Here is a 16,543-nt window from a genome sequence, read left to right as displayed (position 1 = left end):
CCGTCGACTTCCCCCCGAAGGGTTCCGTCGATTTCCTGCGCTCGACTTGCATGTATTAGGCACGCCGCCAGCGTTCGTCCTGAGCCAGGATCAAACTCTCCAAAGAATTTGATATAGCTCTTGAAAATGACGAAGCTTGCGCTTCAATCAAAACTTGTAAAACTTTTTTTGCCTCATCGTTCAGTTTTCAAAGACCAAATGTTGTCGTGTTAGCGACTTTTTAATAATAGCGAGTTCACTTTTTAAAGTCAACCGTTTTTTATTATTTTTTTCACTTTTTTCTGTTGTTCAAAATTGAACAGCAGCGACGTTTATTAATATATCAATGCCTGCACTATTCGTCAACTGTTTTTCTAAAAAAACTTTGGTTGCTTCAAAAATTATTTCGATACGCTTAAATCGGCCTCGGACTCCTTTCTTAACCAATGGATAAGCTCAGGCGAAATCGCCTGAGCTTATCACTGGTAAGAGAACATTAAGACGATTTGGACGAGACTCGTTTCTTCGTCTTTAATGACTCTTTAGGACCACTATTCGATTTTGATACTGCTTCGCCATGCGCTGGTGCTTGGAAGCGATGAAGCATCAACACTTGATAAGCGTTGGCGAACACGAGCGTCGCAAGTGCCGGCCATAGAAGAGCGATCTCATCTGTCGCTTGCAGTGCCGGAATCCACTCAATCAACGTAATGACGATCATCAAGAAGAGCGCGGGGATAAATGCACTCGCGTTCGTCTGTCTCGCCTTGCTCGTCGCTACGATCCACGACACGACGACTAGGACGAGCATCTCTCCGATATAACGCCACATGTGATCATTTCCAAATGCGAGCATGCGTAGATAGACCGCGTCAAATAACGCGAATACAATCAAGAGCACTTGAACTCGATTCCACAGTTTCGCTCCGCGGAATAAATCCAAGCCGACACGGTGGACGATCAAGTAGGCAAAAAAGCCCATCATACTGATTCCCGTCCACGTGCTCGAGTAACTGAGTGCCGTCACGATCGCTTCCCACGACTGACTGACCAAATAACCCGGATTAGCGAGTATATTCATCAGGAACCCAAATAGCGTCCCGAAAACGAGCGTCGTCCAAAACAAACGTAAAAAACCTTGTACTTTCATCTGCTAACCATTCACCCTTCTATTTGTTGAATGACCGATTGCGCCAATTCATCATATGTTGTCTCAAACGGATGCCCATCCCGGTAGACCGAAGGCGCAAAGTCGTCTTCATTGTCATACGGCTGACCGAGTGGGATTTGCGCGAGCAGTTTACTCTTGAGCGCTTCTGATAATTTTTCGCCGCCGCCGTAACCGAAGACGTATTCTTTCTCGCCCGTTACCTTGCTTTCGAAGTACGCCATATTCTCAATGATTCCGAGCACTTTATGGTTCGTCTTGATTGCCATCGCACCCGCTCGAGCCGCGACGAACGCAGCGGTCGCGTGAGGTGTCGTTACAATCAACTCCTGGCATGACGGGAGCATCGAGTGGATATCAAGCGCGACGTCACCTGTCCCTGGCGGTAAATCGAGCAACAAGTAGTCGAGGTCGCCCCACTCCACATCATTGAAGAAGTTGTTGAGCATCTTCCCGAGCATCGGTCCGCGCCAGATGACCGGCGCATTGTCTTCGACGAAGAAGCCCATCGAGATGACTTTTACCCCGAACCGCTCGACCGGGATGATCTTTTCACCTCGGACGACGGGACGTTCTTCAATCCCGAGCATATCCGGGACACTGAACCCGTAAATATCGGCATCGATCAAGCCGACCTTTTTACCGGCACGTGCCAACGCGACCGCCAAGTTGACCGACACCGTCGACTTCCCGACGCCGCCTTTTCCTGAAGCGATTGCTATGAACGTCGTTCCTGAGTTTTCACGAAGGATAGCCGGTTTTGTCGCTTCTTGTAAACTTTCGTCATTTAGCGCTTCGAAACGAAGGCCGACCGTCTTAAAGCCTTTTCCTTTCAACAATGTGACGATCTCTTGTTGCAACTGAAGCTGTTCCCCGCTCCCGGTCTGACCGAGTGCCACTTTCACGCTGACATAGTCTTCTTTAATTCGGACGTCTTTCACGCCAGCTGTATCTCCAAGCGTACGATTGATCGTCGGATCGACCAACCCTGCTAGTTCTTCACGAACTTGTTCTACTGTAAGCATGTCATTTCCCCCTAATTTCTGTCTCGATAACAGTATATCAAAAAAAGCGTTTTCTTGAGGGAACGAAAACCGACTATTTCTCGAGCAACAAAAAAACTCTCCGCCCATAAAGGCGAAGAGTTTAGACCAAACTGTTCGAAGATTAACGCTTCGAGAACTGTGGTGCGCGACGTGCTGCTTTAAGACCGTATTTTTTACGCTCTTTCATACGTGCGTCACGAGTCAAGAAGCCTTTTTCTTTGAGGCTTGGACGGAATTCTGGGTCCGCTTGAAGAAGCGCACGTGATACGCCGTGGCGAATCGCTCCAGCTTGTCCAGTGAATCCACCACCGTTAACGTTAACGATGATATCGTATTTACCTTCTGTTTCAGTCAATACGAGTGGTGATTTTGCCATCATGATCAAAGTCTCATGACCGAAGTATTCTGAAATATCACGGCCATTTACAACAACTTTGCCGTCACCTGCAACGAGGTGAACACGAGCCACCGAGTGCTTGCGGCGGCCAGTTCCGTAGTAACGTACATCTGCCATCGTTTAGTTCCTCCTTGTGTCCCGATTAACCGCGAAGTTCGTAAACTTCTGGTTTTTGTGCTTCGTGGTTGTGCTCAGCTCCAGCGTAAACGTGGAGTTTAGTGAATTGTTGACGACCGAGTGATCCTTTTGGAAGCATCCCTTTGATCGCGAGTTCAAGCATACGCTCTGGGCGTTTTGCAAGAAGCTCTTTTGCAGTTTGTGATTTCAAGCCGCCTGGATGACCTGAATGACGGTAGTACATCTTGTCGTTCAGTTTGTTACCAGTCAATTTGACTTTCTCAGCGTTGATGATGATGACGTGGTCTCCGCAATCAACGTGTGGTGTGAAAGTTGGCTTGTGCTTACCGCGAAGAAGTGATGCTACTTCACTAGTCATACGACCGAGTGTTTTGCCTTCTGCATCGATAAGGTGCCATTTGCGTTCTACTTCAGATGCTTTAGCCATGAATGTCGTGCGCATGTGGAATACCTCCTAAAATGTCTGTTCATTTGAATTTTTTAATGCTTGTTTGATGCTTTATCATAATCCTAGTTTACGGGGCTAAGATTGTGGTTCATCTCTCAATGTGAAAATGAAATGCCAATGAATATGATACGTTTTTACAAGGGGAATGTCAATCTACTTTTTTATAATTCACATTCCATAAATATAGACCGTGCGGTGGAGCCGTAATCCCAGCACTGCGGCGGTCTTTCGCCGCGAGCATTCGACTCACATCGGCCGGCTCATACTTCCCTCTGCCAACCTCCATTAACGTACCGACCATAATGCGGACTTGGTTGTACAGAAAGCCGGATCCGACGAACCGAAAGTACATTTCGTCTCCCGCCTCAACGAGTTCCGCTTCATAAATCGTGCGGACACGGTCCACCACTTCTGACTTCGTCACCGAAAACGAAGTGAAATCATGTGTCCCGACGAGTGAACGGAGCGCTTGACGCATCCGTTCCCGGTCAAGCGCATACGTCACCGTCACGGCATGATGGCGGCGGAACGGATCAACGTCAGTGCGAATGAAGTAACGATACTCTTTCCGTTTCGCCCCGTAGCGGGCATGGAAAGAAGTATCTACTTCTTCGGCCGAACAAACAAGGATATCATCTGGCAACATCGCGTTCAACGCTTTGACGAAGCGATCTGCCGGCATCGATAAATGCGTATCGAAGTGGATGACCTGACCTTTCGCGTGAACACGGGCATCCGTCCGTCCAGAAGCGACGACTTTCATCGCTTGACCATGCATCTTCGCAAGAACCGTCTCGACTTCGGCCTGAACCGTATTGCCGTTTGGCTGGACTTGATAGCCCGCATAATTCGTCCCATCATAAGCAATCGTCAATTTAACCCGTCTCATCCTATCCCTCGCAATCCAATCAAAATGAGCGTCAAGCAGACAAACACGATCAACAATCCTGTGTCGCGCCGTTCCCACGTCATCTCACGCCACCTCGTCCGCCCTTCACCCCCACGGTACCCGCGGGCTTCCATCGCCGTGGCAAGGTCCTCAGCCCGCTTAAACGCGGACACGAACAATGGGATCATGAGCGGGACGACCGCTTTTAACCGATCTTTAATCGGACCACTCTTTAAATCGACGCCTCGCGCCTGTTGCGCCTTCATGATGCGATCCGTCTCGTCGGCTAGCGTCGGCAAGAAACGAAGCGAGATGGATAACATCAGGGCGATTTCGTGTGCCGGCACTCGTATGCGTTCGAGGGGACGAAGACCGGCTTCAATCGAATCGGTCAGTTCCATCGGCGTCGTCGTCAAGGTGACGAGCGTCGTCAACATGACGAGATAGAAGAAACGGAGCGAGACGATCAAGCCCATTCTCACCCCTTCCGAATAAATCGAGAACGGACCGAGTGAAACGAGCAACGTCCCTTCCCGATTGAAGAACAGTTGCAACAGGAGTGTGAACACGATCAAAAATAAAATCATTTTCAACCCATTCCACAAATAGCGCCATGACAACTGAGACAATTTGACCGCAAATAACGTGAACGCGAGTAAAAACACGTTCGCCCACAAATTGTCGGCCAAGAAGACGATCGGAATAAACCCGAGGATGAACAGCGTTTTGGCCCGAGCGTCAAGTGTGTGCAGCCATGAATGACCGGGAATGTATTGCCCGATGATCATATGGCTCCCCCCTTTCTCAACTCGGCCGCAATCCAGTCCGCCAGTTCGACTTCCGTCCGAAGGGATGGAGGCTCGACCCCGAACGTCGGTGCGAGTTCAAGCGCGAGCCGAAGCACGTTCGGGACGTCGAGTTGCAACGAGCGAACGAGTGACTCGTCCTTGAACAGTTCGAACGGGTCGCCATCGAAGGCGACTTGTCCTTGTTCCATGACGATGACACGCTCCGCATACGTCAACACGTCATCCATGTCATGCGAGACGAGGATGAGCGTCAAGTCGAGTTCTTCTTTTAAACGTTTAAACAGCGCCAGCATATCTTGACGGCCGAGCGGATCGAGTCCCGCCGTCGGTTCATCGACGACTAAGACGTCCGGACGGCTCGCGAGCACGCCCGCAATCGCGACACGTCGCATCTGTCCGCCCGACAAATCGAACGGGGAACGGTCCCATAACGTTTCATCGAGACCGACAAGGCGCAAGGCCGCATGAGCCCGTTCTTTCGACTCGGCCTCCGTCGCACCAAAGTTGCGGGGACCAAACATCACGTCGCGTTCGACCGTCTCTTCAAACAGTTGATGCTCGGGATACTGAAAGACGAGCCCAACGCGGCGCCGAAGCGGAAGCAAACTTTGCTTTTTATCGCGACGCTTCGTAATCGCACGTACTGTAATGTCATCCACGACGACACGACCTTTTGTCGGTCGCAGTAAGCCGTTCATGTGCTGAACGAGTGTCGATTTCCCAGAGCCGGTATGGCCAAGAAACGCAACAAGCGCCCCCGACGGAATAAATACATTCACATCGCGCAGCGCGGTTCGTTCAAACGGAGTATTCAATTGATATTGGTAAGTCACTTCTTCAATGCTAATCGGCATAGATGGTTCACCAACTCCGAATGTTGTAGCATCAGACGATCGAGTGGTATGCCCCGTTCCTTCAGTTCGAGTTGCATCCGTACGATAAACGGCACATCCAATTGGATGGCACGTAACGCTTCCGGATTTCTAAACACGTCTTCTGGTGTACCGGTCATTGCAATTTTCCCTTTAGACAAGGCAATGATACGGTCGGCAAACAACACTTCGTCGAGCTCGTGTGTAATGGCGACAACGGTCATCCCTTCTGAGACGAGCTGTTGTACCGTTTGTAACACCTCTTTACGCCCAATCGGGTCAAGCATCGAGGTAGCTTCATCGAGCACGAGGACATGCGGGCGCATTGCGAGAGCCGAAGCAATCGCAACACGCTGCTTTTGTCCACCGGATAACTGATGCGGTTCACGGTCCGCTAGTTCCGATAATCCAACGCGCGCTAGACTGTCATCAATTCGACGAACCATTTCTTGACGTGGAAGTCCCATGTTTTCGAGAGAGAACGCCACATCATCGCGCACGGTCGCCCCGACAAACTGATTGTCGGGATTTTGGAAGACGACACCGATCCGTTTACGAACGTCCCACACGTCTGTGGCGTCCGTCGGATCGAGCGTCTCAACCCGGACCTCTCCTTCCTGAGGAAGCAAAAGCCCGTTCCACAACTTCGTCAAAGTCGACTTGCCGGAACCATTATGGCCAACGATGGCGAGCCATTCCCCTTTGTATACATCGAGTGACAACCCGTCTAAGGCTGGCTCGGTTTGTCCCGGGTAACGAAACACGACATCGCGTACCATAATTTGAGATTCCATCTGTCGACTCCTTTCCGATGTGGAAACAGGGCAATACGTGACCGCATGCCCTGTTGACTGCCTAATGAATTAGACGAGTTCGATGATTACGACTTCCGCACCGTCACCGCGGCGTGGGCCGACTTTCATGATGCGTGTGTATCCACCTTGACGTTCAGCGTAGCGTGGTGCCACGTCTTCGAACAATTTTTGGATTGCGTTTTTCTCTCCAGCGCTCTCTTTGCGAACGAATGAAGCTACTTGACGACGGGCATGAAGATCGCCACGTTTTCCAAGAGTGATTAATTTTTCAACGACTGGGCGAAGTTCTTTCGCTTTTTGTTCAGTTGTTTGAATGCGCTCGTTGATAATAAGGTCAGTTGCAAGATCACGCAAAAGAGCCTTGCGTTGCGAGCTTGTACGGCCAAGTTTCGAATAAGCCATTACATTTCCCTCCTTCGGTTGAACTTAGTCTTCTTTACGCAAGCCCAAACCGAGCTCGTCCAACTTGAGTTGAACTTCTTCGAGTGATTTACGTCCGAGGTTACGGACTTTCATCATCTCTTCCTCTGATTTGTTTGCGAGTTCTTGAACAGTGTTGATGCCGGCGCGCTTCAAGCAGTTGTACGAACGAACTGAGAGATCGAGTTCTTCGATCGTCATTTCAAGTACTTTTTCTTTTTGGTCTTCTTCTTTCTCGACCATAATTTCTGCGTTGAGAGCTTCGTCAGTCAAACCAACAAAGATATTCAAGTGTTCTGTCAAAATTTTCGCTCCAAGCGATACTGCTTCTTCCGGACGGATTGAACCATCTGTCCACACGTCTAATAGAAGCTTATCGAAGCTAGCATCTTGACCGACACGTGTTTTGTCTACTTCGTAGTTCACGCGTTGAATCGGTGTATAGATCGAATCGATTGGAATGACACCAATCGGCATATCATCACGTTTGTTATCTTCTGCCTGGACGTAACCACGACCACGGCGAGCAGTCAAACGCATGCGAAGCGTCGCATTGTCAGCGAGAGTCGCGATGTGGAGCTCAGGATTCAAGATTTCAACGTCGCTATCATGGGTAATGTCTGCCGCAGTGACAGCACCGGCACTTGAAACGTTAATCTCAAGCGTTTTCTCTTCTTCCGAGTACACTTTGAGCGCTAACTTCTTGAGGTTTAAAACAATTTGGGTGACGTCTTCGACGACTCCGTCAATCGTTGAGAACTCGTGAAGTACGCCATCGATTTGAACCGCCGTAATCGCTGCACCAGGAAGCGATGACAATAAAATTCGACGCAGTGAGTTGCCGAGAGTAGTGCCATATCCACGTTCAAGCGGTTCCACCACGAATTTACCAAACGTAGCATCCTCGCTGATTTCGACCGTTTCGATCTTTGGTTTTTCAATCTCGATCATCTGAACCCCTCCTTGAGTGTATCCTGCCACGCAGCTTGCGCTGCATTGTATATGTTGTTCGTGCTAGGTAAGCCCATCACACGCACAAACGATTATACGCGGCGACGTTTTGGAGGGCGGCAACCGTTGTGCGGAACAGGTGTTACGTCACGGATTGCAGTTACTTCAAGACCAGTAGCTTGGAGGGCACGGATTGCCGCTTCACGTCCAGCACCAGGACCTTTAACGTTAACTTCTACTGTACGCATACCGTTGTCCATTGCAACTTTCGCTGCAGTTTCAGCAGCCAATTGTGCTGCGAACGGTGTCGATTTACGTGATCCTCTAAATCCAAGGTTACCAGAAGTAGCCCATGAGATCGCGTTACCTTGCGTGTCAGTGATTGTGATGATTGTGTTGTTAAATGTAGAACGGATGTGTACCACACCGACTTCAATATGCTTTTTGACTTTACGTTTTGAACGTACATTTTGCTTACGTTTCGCCATTGTTCAATTCCCTCCTTTACTTCTTCTTGTTCGCTACTGTACGGCGTGGGCCTTTACGAGTACGCGAGTTGTTCTTCGTGTTTTGTCCGCGAACAGGGAGACTACGGCGATGACGGACACCGCGGTAGGCGCCGATCTCGATCAAACGCTTAATGTTGAGTGAAACTTCACGACGAAGGTCACCTTCAACTTTAATTCCGTCAATTGCTTCACGGATGCGGTTGATTTCGTCTTCTGTAAGATCACGTGTGCGTGAATCTTCAGATACGTTTGCAGTCTTCAAGATTTCTTGTGCTTTTGTTTTACCAATACCAAAGATGTATGTGAGCGAAATAACGATACGTTTTTCGCGCGGAATATCTACACCAGCAATACGTGCCATGTGTGCACCTCCTCTTAGATTAACCTTGTTTTTGTTTGTGTTTCGGGTTTTCGCAAATTACCATTACTTTTCCTTTACGGCGAATAACTTTACATTTTTCGCAAATCGGTTTTACCGACGGTCTTACTTTCATGATTATACCCTCCTCCTGGAAAAATCGGAGTTACTTATAACGGTACGTGATTCGCCCGCGAGTCAAGTCGTACGGAGACAACTCGACAGTTACGCGGTCGCCTGGAAGGATTCGAATGTAGTGCATCCGAATTTTCCCTGAGACGTGCGCGAGCACCGTGTGGCCGTTTTCTAACTCCACTTTAAACATTGCGTTTGGAAGTGGTTCGATAACAGTGCCTTCCACTTCAATGACATCTTGTTTCGCCATCATTTATTCCCCTTTCTATATGAAGATATTTAGGAGCACAGACGATCTATTGTACAGTACTGTGAGAGAAGGATCCATAACGGATCAGCACACAACAATAGAGCCTCATTCACCGGAATCGAGTTTCGTTAAAATCTCGTATCCATCGTCTGTGATGGCGATGGTGTGCTCAAAGTGGGCGCACATGCTACCGTCCACTGTCACAACTGTCCAGTTGTCAGCCAGCGTTCGAACATAGCGTTGACCAGCGTTGACCATTGGTTCAATGGCTAACGTCATCCCAGTCTTTAGGCGCGGCCCTTTCCCCGGTGGACCATAGTGCGGAATTTGCGGTTCTTCATGCAAATTTTGACCGACACCATGACCGACATACTCACGGACGACAGAAAACTCATGAGATTCAACATACGCTTGAATCGCATGCGAAATGTCTGTCAATCGCAGTCCAGCCTTGGCGTGCTCCAATCCTTTATACAGACTTTCTTCGGTTACGTCAAGCAACCGCTGTGTCTCTTCTGAGATTGTTCCCACTGGATAAGTCCAAGCGGAATCTCCATGGTATCCGTTATAGTGGGCACCGATGTCGATCGAGATGATATCTCCATCGTTCAATACCCGTTCTCCGGGAATTCCATGAACAAGTTCTTCGTTCACTGAAGCGCAAACACTACCGGTAAAACCGTTGTAGCCTTTGAACGACGGTGTCGCACCTTGGCTGCGAATGTAATCTTCCGCAATCCGGTCGAGCTCTAGCGTCGTAATACCTGGTTTGATGTGCTCTTTGAGCACCTGGTGCGTTCGAGCAACAATTTGCCCAGCCTCACGCATAATCGCAATTTCTCGAGGCGTCTTCGTGATGATCATTCAGTATCACCGAGTAACGCTTTAACATCGGCATAAACGACATCGATTGGACGATCTCCATCCAATGTACGAAGATACCCTTTTTCTGCATAAAAGTCAATAAGTGGTTTCGATTGCTCGATGTTGACGTCAAGGCGACGGCGAACCGTTTCCTCTTTATCGTCTTCACGTTGCATGAGTGCCGACCCATCCACATCACAGATGCCTTCCACTTTTGGTGGATTGAAGATCACATGATATGTCGCTCCACACGTCGGGCAGATCCAACGACCTGTCAAACGCGGAACGAGAATTTCCGCAGCCACATCAATGTTGACGACGTGGTCGATCTGTTTCCCCAAATCTTTAAGCAAACTTTCGAGTGCCTCTGCTTGAGCAACAGTACGCGGGAATCCATCAAGTAAAAAGCCGTTTTTCGTATCATCTTGACTCAAGCGTTCACGTACGATTCCGATTGTTACCTCATCCGGTACGAGTTCACCTTTATCCATGAACGATTTAGCTTCTTTACCAAGTGGCGTTCCGCCTTTGATTGCCGCACGAAACATGTCGCCTGTCGAAATGTGTGGGATTTGGTACTCTTCGACGATTTTAGCCGCTTGAGTCCCTTTCCCTGCACCCGGTAAGCCCATGAGTACTAGATTCATCTCAGTTAGCCTCCAGTTTTGATTTTCACAACACATCGTAAACACGACAGGAAGGAAGGGAGAGCCCTTCCTTCCGCTTTAACGGATAAAGCCTTTGTAGTGTCGTTTTACGAGTTGACTTTCGATTTGTTTCATCGTTTCGAGGGCTACCCCGATTACGATCAACAAGCTCGTCCCTCCGATTTGCACCGAAGTTGGGAGACCGGCAAGCTTAATGAAGATTGTCGGCATGATCGCAACGAGAGATAGGAAAATCGCTCCGAAGAAAGTCAATCGATAGAGCAACTTCGTGATGTACTGTTCTGTTTGCGCCCCAGGACGAATCCCAGGAATATAGCCACCTTGCTTCTGCAGATTTTCTGCCATTTGTTCAGGGTTGACCTGAATGAATGTATAGAAGTAAGCGAACGCGATGATGAGCGCTACGTAGATTGACATTCCGATTGGAGATGTCGTATCGAAGTAAGTCTGCAACTTTTGCGTCGTTTCCGGAGAAGCAATGAAGCTTGCAACAGTTGGCGGTGTCACCATGAAGGAAATCGCGAAGATGACCGGGATGACACCAGCAGCGTTTAGCTTGATTGGCAAGTGCGTCGACTGGCCGCCCACAGGGGTACGGTTCGCCGTGCGCTTCGCATATTGGATCGGAATCTTACGTGCTGCTTGTTGAACATAAATGATCCCCATCGTCACTGCAAGAATGACCAACGCCAATACAACCAAGTAAATGATGTTAATGAATAACGCGTCTCCAGCATTTTGGAGCTTCGTCTCGTAAATCTGCGTGAAGATTCTTGGGAACCCGGCAACGATACCAGCGAAGATGATGACGGAAATACCATTCCCGACACCTTTCTCCGTTGTCATCTCACCGAGGAACATCAAGAACGCCGTACCTGCAGTAAGTACAATCGCGATCACGAAATAGGTTGCCGTTCCCCACGTCTCATTAACGAGACCTGGGTAGAGGCGGTTAAACCCGAACGACAATGATGTCGCTTGGATAAATCCTAACATGATCGTCCCATAGCGCGTGACCGTCGCTAGCTTTTTACGCCCGGACTCGCCTTGTTTTGCCCATTCGGCAAACTTCGGAACGACGTCCATTTGTAAAAGTTGTACAACGATCGATGCCGTGATGTACGGCATGATCCCCATTGCGAACAGGGAGAAGTTCTGTAAAGCATTTCCTCCAAACAAGTTCAAGAAGTCGAGTAGACCGCCTGAGTCAAAACGCAACACATCCGTATTCACCATCGGCACCGGGATATGGGCCCCGATGCGGAAAATGATGATGATTGCGAGTGTGAAGAGAATACGCTGTCGAATATCTTTCACGCGCCACATATTGGAGATCGTCTGAAACATCAGATCACCTCAACTGAACCGCCAGCTGCTTCGATCGCTTCTTTCGCTGCACCCGAGAATTTGTTGGCTTTAACAGTTAATTTTGTTTCAAGCTTGCCGTTAGCAAGTACTTTGATTCCGTCTTTAGCAGAGCTGACGTATCCAGTCTCGATTAAGAGTTCTGGAGTTACTTCAGTACCTGCTTCGAAACGGTTAAGCGTGTCTAGGGAAACAACTGCATACTCTTTACGAGTAGGGTTGTTGAAACCGCGTTTTGGAAGACGACGGTAAAGTGGGTTTTGTCCACCTTCGAACCCTGGACGAACGCCACCGCCTGAACGAGCTTTTTGACCTTTATGTCCACGGCCAGAAGTTTTACCGTTACCAGTCGCCATACCGCGACCGACACGGTTGCGTTCGTGACGCGAACCTGGAGTTGGCTTCAATTCATGGAGTTTCATAGTGGCACCTCCTTATTATTAAAATCGATATTATTCGTTAATTTCTTCTACAGTCACAAGGTGCGACACTTTTTTGATCATACCACGCATCGCGACGTTGTCAGGGACAACGACGGTTTGATGCATTTTGCGAAGACCAAGTGTACGTACTGTTACACGCTGATCCTCGGGACGACCGATTGTGCTGCGTGTGAGGGTGATTGCGAGTTTCGCCATGTCTAGTTCCCTCCCTTATTTAAGAAGTTCTTCTACGCTTTTACCGCGTAGTTTAGCAACTTCCTCTGCTTTTTTAAGCTCTGTCAAGCCTTTGACCGTCGCACGGACGATGTTGATCGGTGTGTTTGATCCAAGCGATTTCGAAAGGATGTCACCTACACCTGCAAGTTCGAGCACTGCACGAACTGGACCACCGGCGATAACCCCAGTACCTTCAGAAGCAGGTTTCATGAATACACGACCTGCTCCGTATACTCCTGTGATTTCGTGTGGAATTGTTGTACCAACCATTGGTACTTGAACCATGTTTTTCTTAGCGGCTTCAATAGCCTTGCGGATCGCTTCTGGCACCTCTTGTGCCTTACCTGTACCGAAACCGACGTGACCATTTTTGTCACCTACGACTACGAGAGCGGCGAAACGGAAGCGACGGCCACCTTTCACAACTTTCGCGACGCGGTTTACGGTAACAACGCGTTCTTCAAGTTGTTCCATGTTAACGTCTAACTGGCGCATCGAGTGTCCCCTCCTTTTTGTTAGAATTTAAGACCCGCTTCACGAGCTGCTTCTGCAACAGCTTTGACGCGGCCATGATAGAGGTATCCACCACGGTCGAACACAACAGTGTCGATACCTTTCTCGAGTGCACGTTCAGCTGCAAGTTTACCAACAGCTTTCGCTGCTTCAACGTTGCCGCCGTTTGTAAGATCGAGTGCTTTATCTTTCGAAGATGCTGACACAAGCGTTGTTTGTGACGCGTCATCGATAAGTTGTACGTAGATGTTCTTGCTCGAACGGAATACGTTCAAACGTGGACGAGCTGCCGTCCCGGTGATCGTACGACGTACACGAGCATGACGTTTCTTACGAACTGCATTTTTATCTGCTTTTGTGATCATTTATGCCACTCCTTTCCGTTCATTTCGTGACGAATTACTTACCAGTCTTACCTTCTTTACGGCGAATACGTTCATCAGAGTAACGAACACCTTTACCTTTGTAAGGTTCTGGAGCACGGTACGAGCGGATTTGAGCTGCAACGTGACCGACGCGCTCTTTGCTAATACCTTTTACGATGATTTGCGTGTTTGAAGGAACTTCGATCTCGATACCTTCTTCAGCAACGTACTCGATTGGATGCGAGTAACCGAGGCTGAGGACGAGTTTGTTACCTTGCTTAGCAGCACGGTAACCAACCCCTGAGATCTCAAGTGTTTTCTGGAACCCGTTAGACACACCTTCCACCATGTTGGCGATGAGGGCACGTGTCGTACCGTGGATCGTACGGTTCTCTTTCGAGTCATCCGGACGAACAACAGTTAGTTCGTTTTCTTCAATTTTGACTTCCAAGGCTGGGTTAGCTGAAAGCGAAAGTTCACCTTTAGCACCTTTTACTGTGACAATGTTGCCTTCTGCAACCGTTACAGTAACGCCAGCTGGAATCGTAACTGGTTTTTTACCAATACGTGACATTGATTACACCTCCGTTCTTGTTAGAAAAGTGACTTACCAGATGTAGGCGAGCACTTCGCCGCCGACTTGTTGTTGGCGAGCTTCTTTATCAGTCATAAGACCTTTTGATGTCGAAAGAACTGCGATACCGAGTCCTCCGAGTACTTTTGGTACTTCATCTGCTTTTGCATATACACGAAGACCTGGTTTCGAAATACGTTTGAGACCAGTGATAACACGTTCGTTGCTTGCTCCATATTTAAGGAAAAGACGAAGTGTACCTTGTTTAGCGTCCTCGATATATTCAACATCGCGAATGAAACCTTCACGCTTGAGGATCTCTGCAACCTCACGTTTGATATTAGAAGCTGGAAGCTCCAATTTTTCATGGCGAACCATGTTAGCGTTACGGATACGTGTAAGCATATCTGCAATAGGGTCTGTCATTACCATGCGATGTACCTCCTTTCACACTGTTAGTGGATTACCAACTTGCTTTTTTAACACCAGGGATTTGACCTTTGTATGCAAGATCACGGAACTTGATACGGCTGATCCCGAATTTACCCATGTAACCATGTGGACGACCTGTGATACGGCAACGGTTATGAAGACGTACAGGTGACGAGTTACGTGGCAATTTGCTGAGTCCGATGTAGTCGCCTTCAGCTTTTAATTGCGCGCGCTTCTCAGCGTACTGGGCAACGAGTTTCTCGCGTTTTTGTTCGCGATTCACCATTGACTTTTTAGCCATGTTGTCGACCTCCCTTTATTATTTTTGGAATGGCATTCCGAGAAGTGTGAGCAATTCACGAGCTTCTTCGTCTGTGTTCGCTGTTGTAACAACAACGATATCCATACCGCGTACTTTAGTTACTTTATCGTAATCGATTTCAGGGAAAATAAGTTGCTCTTTCACACCAAGCGTGTAGTTACCGCGTCCGTCGAATGCTTTCTTCGATACACCGCGGAAGTCACGTACACGTGGAAGTGAAACAGTTACTAATTTGTCGAGGAAATCGTACATACGCTCGCCACGAAGTGTTACTTTCGCACCGATTGGCATGCCCTCACGAAGTTTGAAACCAGCGATTGATTTCTTAGCCTTCGTTACGAGTGGTTTTTGACCTGAAAGAATTGATAATTCTTCCACTGCCATGTCAAGAGCCTTCGAGTTCGAAACAGCGTCACCTACACCCATGTTGATAACGATCTTGTCGACTTGTGGCACTTGCATAACCGAGTCATAGTTAAATTTATCCATCATCGCTTTCACGATGTCGCTTTTATACTTCTCTTGCAAACGGTTCATAATCGAATGGACCTCCTTTCGTCACGTTGTTCTTATTTATCGAGTACTTCGCCCGATTTCGCGACACGAACTTTTTTACCATCGACTACTTTGAAACCAACGCGAGTTGGTTTGCCCGTTTTAGGGTCGAGTGGCATGACGTTCGAGACGTGAATTGGTGCTTCGATTTCAAGGATACCGCCTTGTGGATTCGCTTGTGATGGTTTCGAGTGTTTTTTAATCACGTTGATACCTTCTACGACTACGCGGTTCTTGCTTGGCATAGCTTTGAGGATAACCCCTTGCTTGCCTTTATCTTTACCAGACATTACCTGGACTGTATCGCCTTTTTTAACATGCATCGTTTTGCGCACCTCCTTATAGGATTGAAATTGGAAATTAAAGTACTTCCGGTGCCAACGAAACGATCTTCATGAATTCTTTTTCACGAAGTTCACGTGCAACTGGCCCGAAGATCCGAGTGCCGCGTGGGCTCTTATCATCTTTGATGATGACTGCTGCGTTCTCATCGAAACGGATGTACGAACCATCTTTACGACGAGCGCCGCGTTTTGTACGAACGACAACTGCTCTGACAACGTCACCTTTTTTAACAACGCCACCTGGTGTTGCTTGTTTTACCGTCGCGACGATGATGTCACCGATGTTTGCAGTCTTACGACCTGAACCACCGAGGACTTTAATTGTCAACAGTTCACGCGCGCCAGAGTTGTCTGCTACTTTCAAGCGAGATTCTTGTTGAATCATGCGAGTGTACCTCCCTCCGGATGTTTATAGATCCGAACTGTTATTAGATGATTACTGATTCTTCTACTACTGTTACGAGACGGAAACGTTTGTCTTTAGAAAGCGGACGTGTCTCCGCGATGCGGACTACATCGCCTACTTTAGCGACATTGTTCTCATCGTGCGCTTTAAATTTCTTCGTGTAGTTTACACGTTTTCCATAAAGCTTATGACGTACTTTTGTTTCAACTGCAACGACGATCGTTTTGTCCATTTTGTCAGACACGACGCGTCCAGTGAGTACTTTACGCTTATTGCGTTCCATGAGTGTTAC

At 48.3% G+C, this 16,543-nt stretch carries 28 protein-coding genes and 1 rRNA gene; all 29 read right to left on the bottom strand.

The genetic code is table 11. The annotated features are described in order from the left end of the window. Positions 1-106, bottom strand: a 16S ribosomal RNA gene (locus tag EVJ24_RS13635); the annotation flags it as partial. Positions 107-475: 369 nt separating this feature from the next. Further along, positions 476-1,129: a KinB-signaling pathway activation protein gene (locus tag EVJ24_RS13630; RefSeq protein ID WP_071398651.1), complete on the bottom strand. Its 654-nt coding sequence runs from the start codon at positions 1,127-1,129 to the stop codon at positions 476-478. Between the two features lie 11 nt (positions 1,130-1,140). Then, on the bottom strand, positions 1,141-2,172 hold the full coding sequence (locus EVJ24_RS13625) for a P-loop NTPase (protein WP_071398652.1): 1,032 nt from the start codon (positions 2,170-2,172) through the stop codon (positions 1,141-1,143). Between the two features lie 142 nt (positions 2,173-2,314). Further along, on the bottom strand, positions 2,315-2,707 hold the full coding sequence (rpsI, locus tag EVJ24_RS13620; RefSeq protein ID WP_070329232.1) for a 30S ribosomal protein S9: 393 nt from the start codon (positions 2,705-2,707) through the stop codon (positions 2,315-2,317). Between the two features lie 25 nt (positions 2,708-2,732). Then, complete coding sequence (gene rplM, locus EVJ24_RS13615; RefSeq protein WP_016510784.1) at positions 2,733-3,170, bottom strand: 50S ribosomal protein L13; 438 nt, start codon at positions 3,168-3,170, stop codon at positions 2,733-2,735. A gap of 154 nt (positions 3,171-3,324) precedes the next feature. Continuing rightward, positions 3,325-4,065, bottom strand: a complete 741-nt coding sequence (gene truA, locus EVJ24_RS13610) for a tRNA pseudouridine(38-40) synthase TruA (RefSeq protein WP_131441640.1) — start codon at positions 4,063-4,065, stop codon at positions 3,325-3,327. Then, positions 4,062-4,853, bottom strand: a complete 792-nt coding sequence (locus EVJ24_RS13605) for an energy-coupling factor transporter transmembrane component T family protein (RefSeq protein ID WP_131441639.1) — start codon at positions 4,851-4,853, stop codon at positions 4,062-4,064. Before EVJ24_RS13605 ends, truA begins: the two co-directional genes overlap by 4 nt. Next, complete coding sequence (locus EVJ24_RS13600; RefSeq protein ID WP_131441638.1) at positions 4,850-5,728, bottom strand: energy-coupling factor transporter ATPase; 879 nt, start codon at positions 5,726-5,728, stop codon at positions 4,850-4,852. The genes EVJ24_RS13605 and EVJ24_RS13600 overlap by 4 nt, the downstream gene beginning before the upstream one ends. Then, positions 5,704-6,540: an energy-coupling factor transporter ATPase gene (locus tag EVJ24_RS13595; RefSeq protein WP_070329236.1), complete on the bottom strand. Its 837-nt coding sequence runs from the start codon at positions 6,538-6,540 to the stop codon at positions 5,704-5,706. The genes EVJ24_RS13600 and EVJ24_RS13595 overlap by 25 nt, the downstream gene beginning before the upstream one ends. Before the next feature lie 69 nt (positions 6,541-6,609). Then, complete coding sequence (rplQ, locus tag EVJ24_RS13590; RefSeq protein ID WP_016510776.1) at positions 6,610-6,963, bottom strand: 50S ribosomal protein L17; 354 nt, start codon at positions 6,961-6,963, stop codon at positions 6,610-6,612. A gap of 24 nt (positions 6,964-6,987) precedes the next feature. Further along, positions 6,988-7,932 carry a DNA-directed RNA polymerase subunit alpha gene (locus EVJ24_RS13585; RefSeq protein ID WP_070329237.1) on the bottom strand — a complete coding sequence of 315 codons (945 nt, stop codon included), beginning with the start codon at positions 7,930-7,932 and terminating at the stop codon, positions 6,988-6,990. 92 nt (positions 7,933-8,024) lie between these two features. Continuing rightward, the gene (gene rpsK, locus EVJ24_RS13580; RefSeq protein WP_070329238.1) at positions 8,025-8,420 is read right to left on the bottom strand and encodes a 30S ribosomal protein S11; all 396 of its coding nucleotides are present in this window, start codon (positions 8,418-8,420) and stop codon (positions 8,025-8,027) included. A gap of 16 nt (positions 8,421-8,436) precedes the next feature. Continuing rightward, a complete protein-coding gene (gene rpsM / locus EVJ24_RS13575) occupies positions 8,437-8,802 on the bottom strand; it encodes a 30S ribosomal protein S13 (RefSeq protein ID WP_035386113.1) in 366 nt (121 codons plus the stop codon). 19 nt (positions 8,803-8,821) lie between these two features. Then, positions 8,822-8,935, bottom strand: coding sequence for a 50S ribosomal protein L36 (rpmJ, locus tag EVJ24_RS13570; protein ID WP_003156543.1), 114 nt, complete (start codon positions 8,933-8,935; stop codon positions 8,822-8,824). A 30-nt stretch (positions 8,936-8,965) separates the two neighbouring features. Continuing rightward, the gene (infA, locus tag EVJ24_RS13565) at positions 8,966-9,184 is read right to left on the bottom strand and encodes a translation initiation factor IF-1 (protein ID WP_035386112.1); all 219 of its coding nucleotides are present in this window, start codon (positions 9,182-9,184) and stop codon (positions 8,966-8,968) included. Between the two features lie 105 nt (positions 9,185-9,289). Beyond that, the gene (map, locus tag EVJ24_RS13560; protein WP_016508902.1) at positions 9,290-10,048 is read right to left on the bottom strand and encodes a type I methionyl aminopeptidase; all 759 of its coding nucleotides are present in this window, start codon (positions 10,046-10,048) and stop codon (positions 9,290-9,292) included. After that, positions 10,045-10,695 carry an adenylate kinase gene (locus EVJ24_RS13555; protein WP_070329239.1) on the bottom strand — a complete coding sequence of 217 codons (651 nt, stop codon included), beginning with the start codon at positions 10,693-10,695 and terminating at the stop codon, positions 10,045-10,047. Before EVJ24_RS13555 ends, map begins: the two co-directional genes overlap by 4 nt. A gap of 78 nt (positions 10,696-10,773) precedes the next feature. Beyond that, entirely contained in the window at positions 10,774-12,063 is a 1,290-nt protein-coding gene (secY, locus tag EVJ24_RS13550) for a preprotein translocase subunit SecY (protein WP_131441637.1), read from the bottom strand. Next, positions 12,063-12,503 (bottom strand): 50S ribosomal protein L15, encoded by a 441-nt coding sequence (gene rplO, locus EVJ24_RS13545; protein WP_131441636.1) that lies wholly within the window; start codon positions 12,501-12,503, stop codon positions 12,063-12,065. The genes secY and rplO overlap by 1 nt, the downstream gene beginning before the upstream one ends. Before the next feature lie 30 nt (positions 12,504-12,533). Continuing rightward, positions 12,534-12,719 (bottom strand): 50S ribosomal protein L30, encoded by a 186-nt coding sequence (gene rpmD, locus EVJ24_RS13540; RefSeq protein WP_016508937.1) that lies wholly within the window; start codon positions 12,717-12,719, stop codon positions 12,534-12,536. A gap of 15 nt (positions 12,720-12,734) precedes the next feature. Continuing rightward, entirely contained in the window at positions 12,735-13,235 is a 501-nt protein-coding gene (gene rpsE / locus EVJ24_RS13535; protein WP_016508948.1) for a 30S ribosomal protein S5, read from the bottom strand. Positions 13,236-13,255: 20 nt separating this feature from the next. Continuing rightward, a complete protein-coding gene (rplR, locus tag EVJ24_RS13530; protein WP_070329241.1) occupies positions 13,256-13,618 on the bottom strand; it encodes a 50S ribosomal protein L18 in 363 nt (120 codons plus the stop codon). Between the two features lie 34 nt (positions 13,619-13,652). Then, positions 13,653-14,192: a 50S ribosomal protein L6 gene (gene rplF, locus EVJ24_RS13525; protein ID WP_016508938.1), complete on the bottom strand. Its 540-nt coding sequence runs from the start codon at positions 14,190-14,192 to the stop codon at positions 13,653-13,655. 33 nt (positions 14,193-14,225) lie between these two features. Continuing rightward, positions 14,226-14,624, bottom strand: a complete 399-nt coding sequence (gene rpsH / locus EVJ24_RS13520; protein ID WP_021066614.1) for a 30S ribosomal protein S8 — start codon at positions 14,622-14,624, stop codon at positions 14,226-14,228. A 31-nt stretch (positions 14,625-14,655) separates the two neighbouring features. Next, positions 14,656-14,925 (bottom strand): 30S ribosomal protein S14, encoded by a 270-nt coding sequence (rpsN, locus tag EVJ24_RS13515; RefSeq protein ID WP_021066613.1) that lies wholly within the window; start codon positions 14,923-14,925, stop codon positions 14,656-14,658. A gap of 18 nt (positions 14,926-14,943) precedes the next feature. Further along, complete coding sequence (rplE, locus tag EVJ24_RS13510; RefSeq protein WP_016508927.1) at positions 14,944-15,483, bottom strand: 50S ribosomal protein L5; 540 nt, start codon at positions 15,481-15,483, stop codon at positions 14,944-14,946. A 32-nt stretch (positions 15,484-15,515) separates the two neighbouring features. Continuing rightward, on the bottom strand, positions 15,516-15,824 hold the full coding sequence (rplX, locus tag EVJ24_RS13505) for a 50S ribosomal protein L24 (protein ID WP_021066612.1): 309 nt from the start codon (positions 15,822-15,824) through the stop codon (positions 15,516-15,518). A 37-nt stretch (positions 15,825-15,861) separates the two neighbouring features. Continuing rightward, a complete protein-coding gene (gene rplN / locus EVJ24_RS13500) occupies positions 15,862-16,230 on the bottom strand; it encodes a 50S ribosomal protein L14 (RefSeq protein ID WP_012727667.1) in 369 nt (122 codons plus the stop codon). A 43-nt stretch (positions 16,231-16,273) separates the two neighbouring features. Further along, positions 16,274-16,534: a 30S ribosomal protein S17 gene (rpsQ, locus tag EVJ24_RS13495; RefSeq protein ID WP_016508930.1), complete on the bottom strand. Its 261-nt coding sequence runs from the start codon at positions 16,532-16,534 to the stop codon at positions 16,274-16,276. Between the last annotated feature and the right edge of the window lie 9 nt (positions 16,535-16,543).

Origin of the sequence: Exiguobacterium sp. SH1S21 (assembly GCF_004337175.1) — a bacterium.
In the GTDB taxonomy this organism is placed as follows: Bacteria; Bacillota; Bacilli; order Exiguobacteriales; family Exiguobacteriaceae; genus Exiguobacterium; species Exiguobacterium aurantiacum_A.
Note: the sequence above shows the minus strand (reverse complement) of the source record. Positions and strands in the feature narration are given on the sequence as shown.

Coding starts and splice junctions, on each gene's coding strand:
- EVJ24_RS13630 (WP_071398651.1), bottom strand. CDS start 1,129: ATGAAAGTACAAGGTTTTTTACGTTTGTTTTGGACGACGCTCGTTTTC.
- EVJ24_RS13625 (WP_071398652.1), bottom strand. CDS start 2,172: ATGCTTACAGTAGAACAAGTTCGTGAAGAACTAGCAGGGTTGGTCGAT.
- rpsI (WP_070329232.1), bottom strand. CDS start 2,707: ATGGCAGATGTACGTTACTACGGAACTGGCCGCCGCAAGCACTCGGTG.
- rplM (WP_016510784.1), bottom strand. CDS start 3,170: ATGCGCACGACATTCATGGCTAAAGCATCTGAAGTAGAACGCAAATGG.
- truA (WP_131441640.1), bottom strand. CDS start 4,065: ATGAGACGGGTTAAATTGACGATTGCTTATGATGGGACGAATTATGCG.
- EVJ24_RS13605 (WP_131441639.1), bottom strand. CDS start 4,853: ATGATCATCGGGCAATACATTCCCGGTCATTCATGGCTGCACACACTT.
- EVJ24_RS13600 (WP_131441638.1), bottom strand. CDS start 5,728: ATGCCGATTAGCATTGAAGAAGTGACTTACCAATATCAATTGAATACT.
- EVJ24_RS13595 (WP_070329236.1), bottom strand. CDS start 6,540: ATGGAATCTCAAATTATGGTACGCGATGTCGTGTTTCGTTACCCGGGA.
- rplQ (WP_016510776.1), bottom strand. CDS start 6,963: ATGGCTTATTCGAAACTTGGCCGTACAAGCTCGCAACGCAAGGCTCTT.
- EVJ24_RS13585 (WP_070329237.1), bottom strand. CDS start 7,932: ATGATCGAGATTGAAAAACCAAAGATCGAAACGGTCGAAATCAGCGAG.
- rpsK (WP_070329238.1), bottom strand. CDS start 8,420: ATGGCGAAACGTAAGCAAAATGTACGTTCAAAACGTAAAGTCAAAAAG.
- rpsM (WP_035386113.1), bottom strand. CDS start 8,802: ATGGCACGTATTGCTGGTGTAGATATTCCGCGCGAAAAACGTATCGTT.
- rpmJ (WP_003156543.1), bottom strand. CDS start 8,935: ATGAAAGTAAGACCGTCGGTAAAACCGATTTGCGAAAAATGTAAAGTT.
- infA (WP_035386112.1), bottom strand. CDS start 9,184: ATGGCGAAACAAGATGTCATTGAAGTGGAAGGCACTGTTATCGAACCA.
- map (WP_016508902.1), bottom strand. CDS start 10,048: ATGATCATCACGAAGACGCCTCGAGAAATTGCGATTATGCGTGAGGCT.
- EVJ24_RS13555 (WP_070329239.1), bottom strand. CDS start 10,695: ATGAATCTAGTACTCATGGGCTTACCGGGTGCAGGGAAAGGGACTCAA.
- secY (WP_131441637.1), bottom strand. CDS start 12,063: ATGTTTCAGACGATCTCCAATATGTGGCGCGTGAAAGATATTCGACAG.
- rplO (WP_131441636.1), bottom strand. CDS start 12,503: ATGAAACTCCATGAATTGAAGCCAACTCCAGGTTCGCGTCACGAACGC.
- rpmD (WP_016508937.1), bottom strand. CDS start 12,719: ATGGCGAAACTCGCAATCACCCTCACACGCAGCACAATCGGTCGTCCC.
- rpsE (WP_016508948.1), bottom strand. CDS start 13,235: ATGCGCCAGTTAGACGTTAACATGGAACAACTTGAAGAACGCGTTGTT.
- rplR (WP_070329241.1), bottom strand. CDS start 13,618: ATGATCACAAAAGCAGATAAAAATGCAGTTCGTAAGAAACGTCATGCT.
- rplF (WP_016508938.1), bottom strand. CDS start 14,192: ATGTCACGTATTGGTAAAAAACCAGTTACGATTCCAGCTGGCGTTACT.
- rpsH (WP_021066614.1), bottom strand. CDS start 14,624: ATGGTAATGACAGACCCTATTGCAGATATGCTTACACGTATCCGTAAC.
- rpsN (WP_021066613.1), bottom strand. CDS start 14,925: ATGGCTAAAAAGTCAATGGTGAATCGCGAACAAAAACGCGAGAAACTC.
- rplE (WP_016508927.1), bottom strand. CDS start 15,483: ATGAACCGTTTGCAAGAGAAGTATAAAAGCGACATCGTGAAAGCGATG.
- rplX (WP_021066612.1), bottom strand. CDS start 15,824: ATGCATGTTAAAAAAGGCGATACAGTCCAGGTAATGTCTGGTAAAGAT.
- rplN (WP_012727667.1), bottom strand. CDS start 16,230: ATGATTCAACAAGAATCTCGCTTGAAAGTAGCAGACAACTCTGGCGCG.
- rpsQ (WP_016508930.1), bottom strand. CDS start 16,534: ATGGAACGCAATAAGCGTAAAGTACTCACTGGACGCGTCGTGTCTGAC.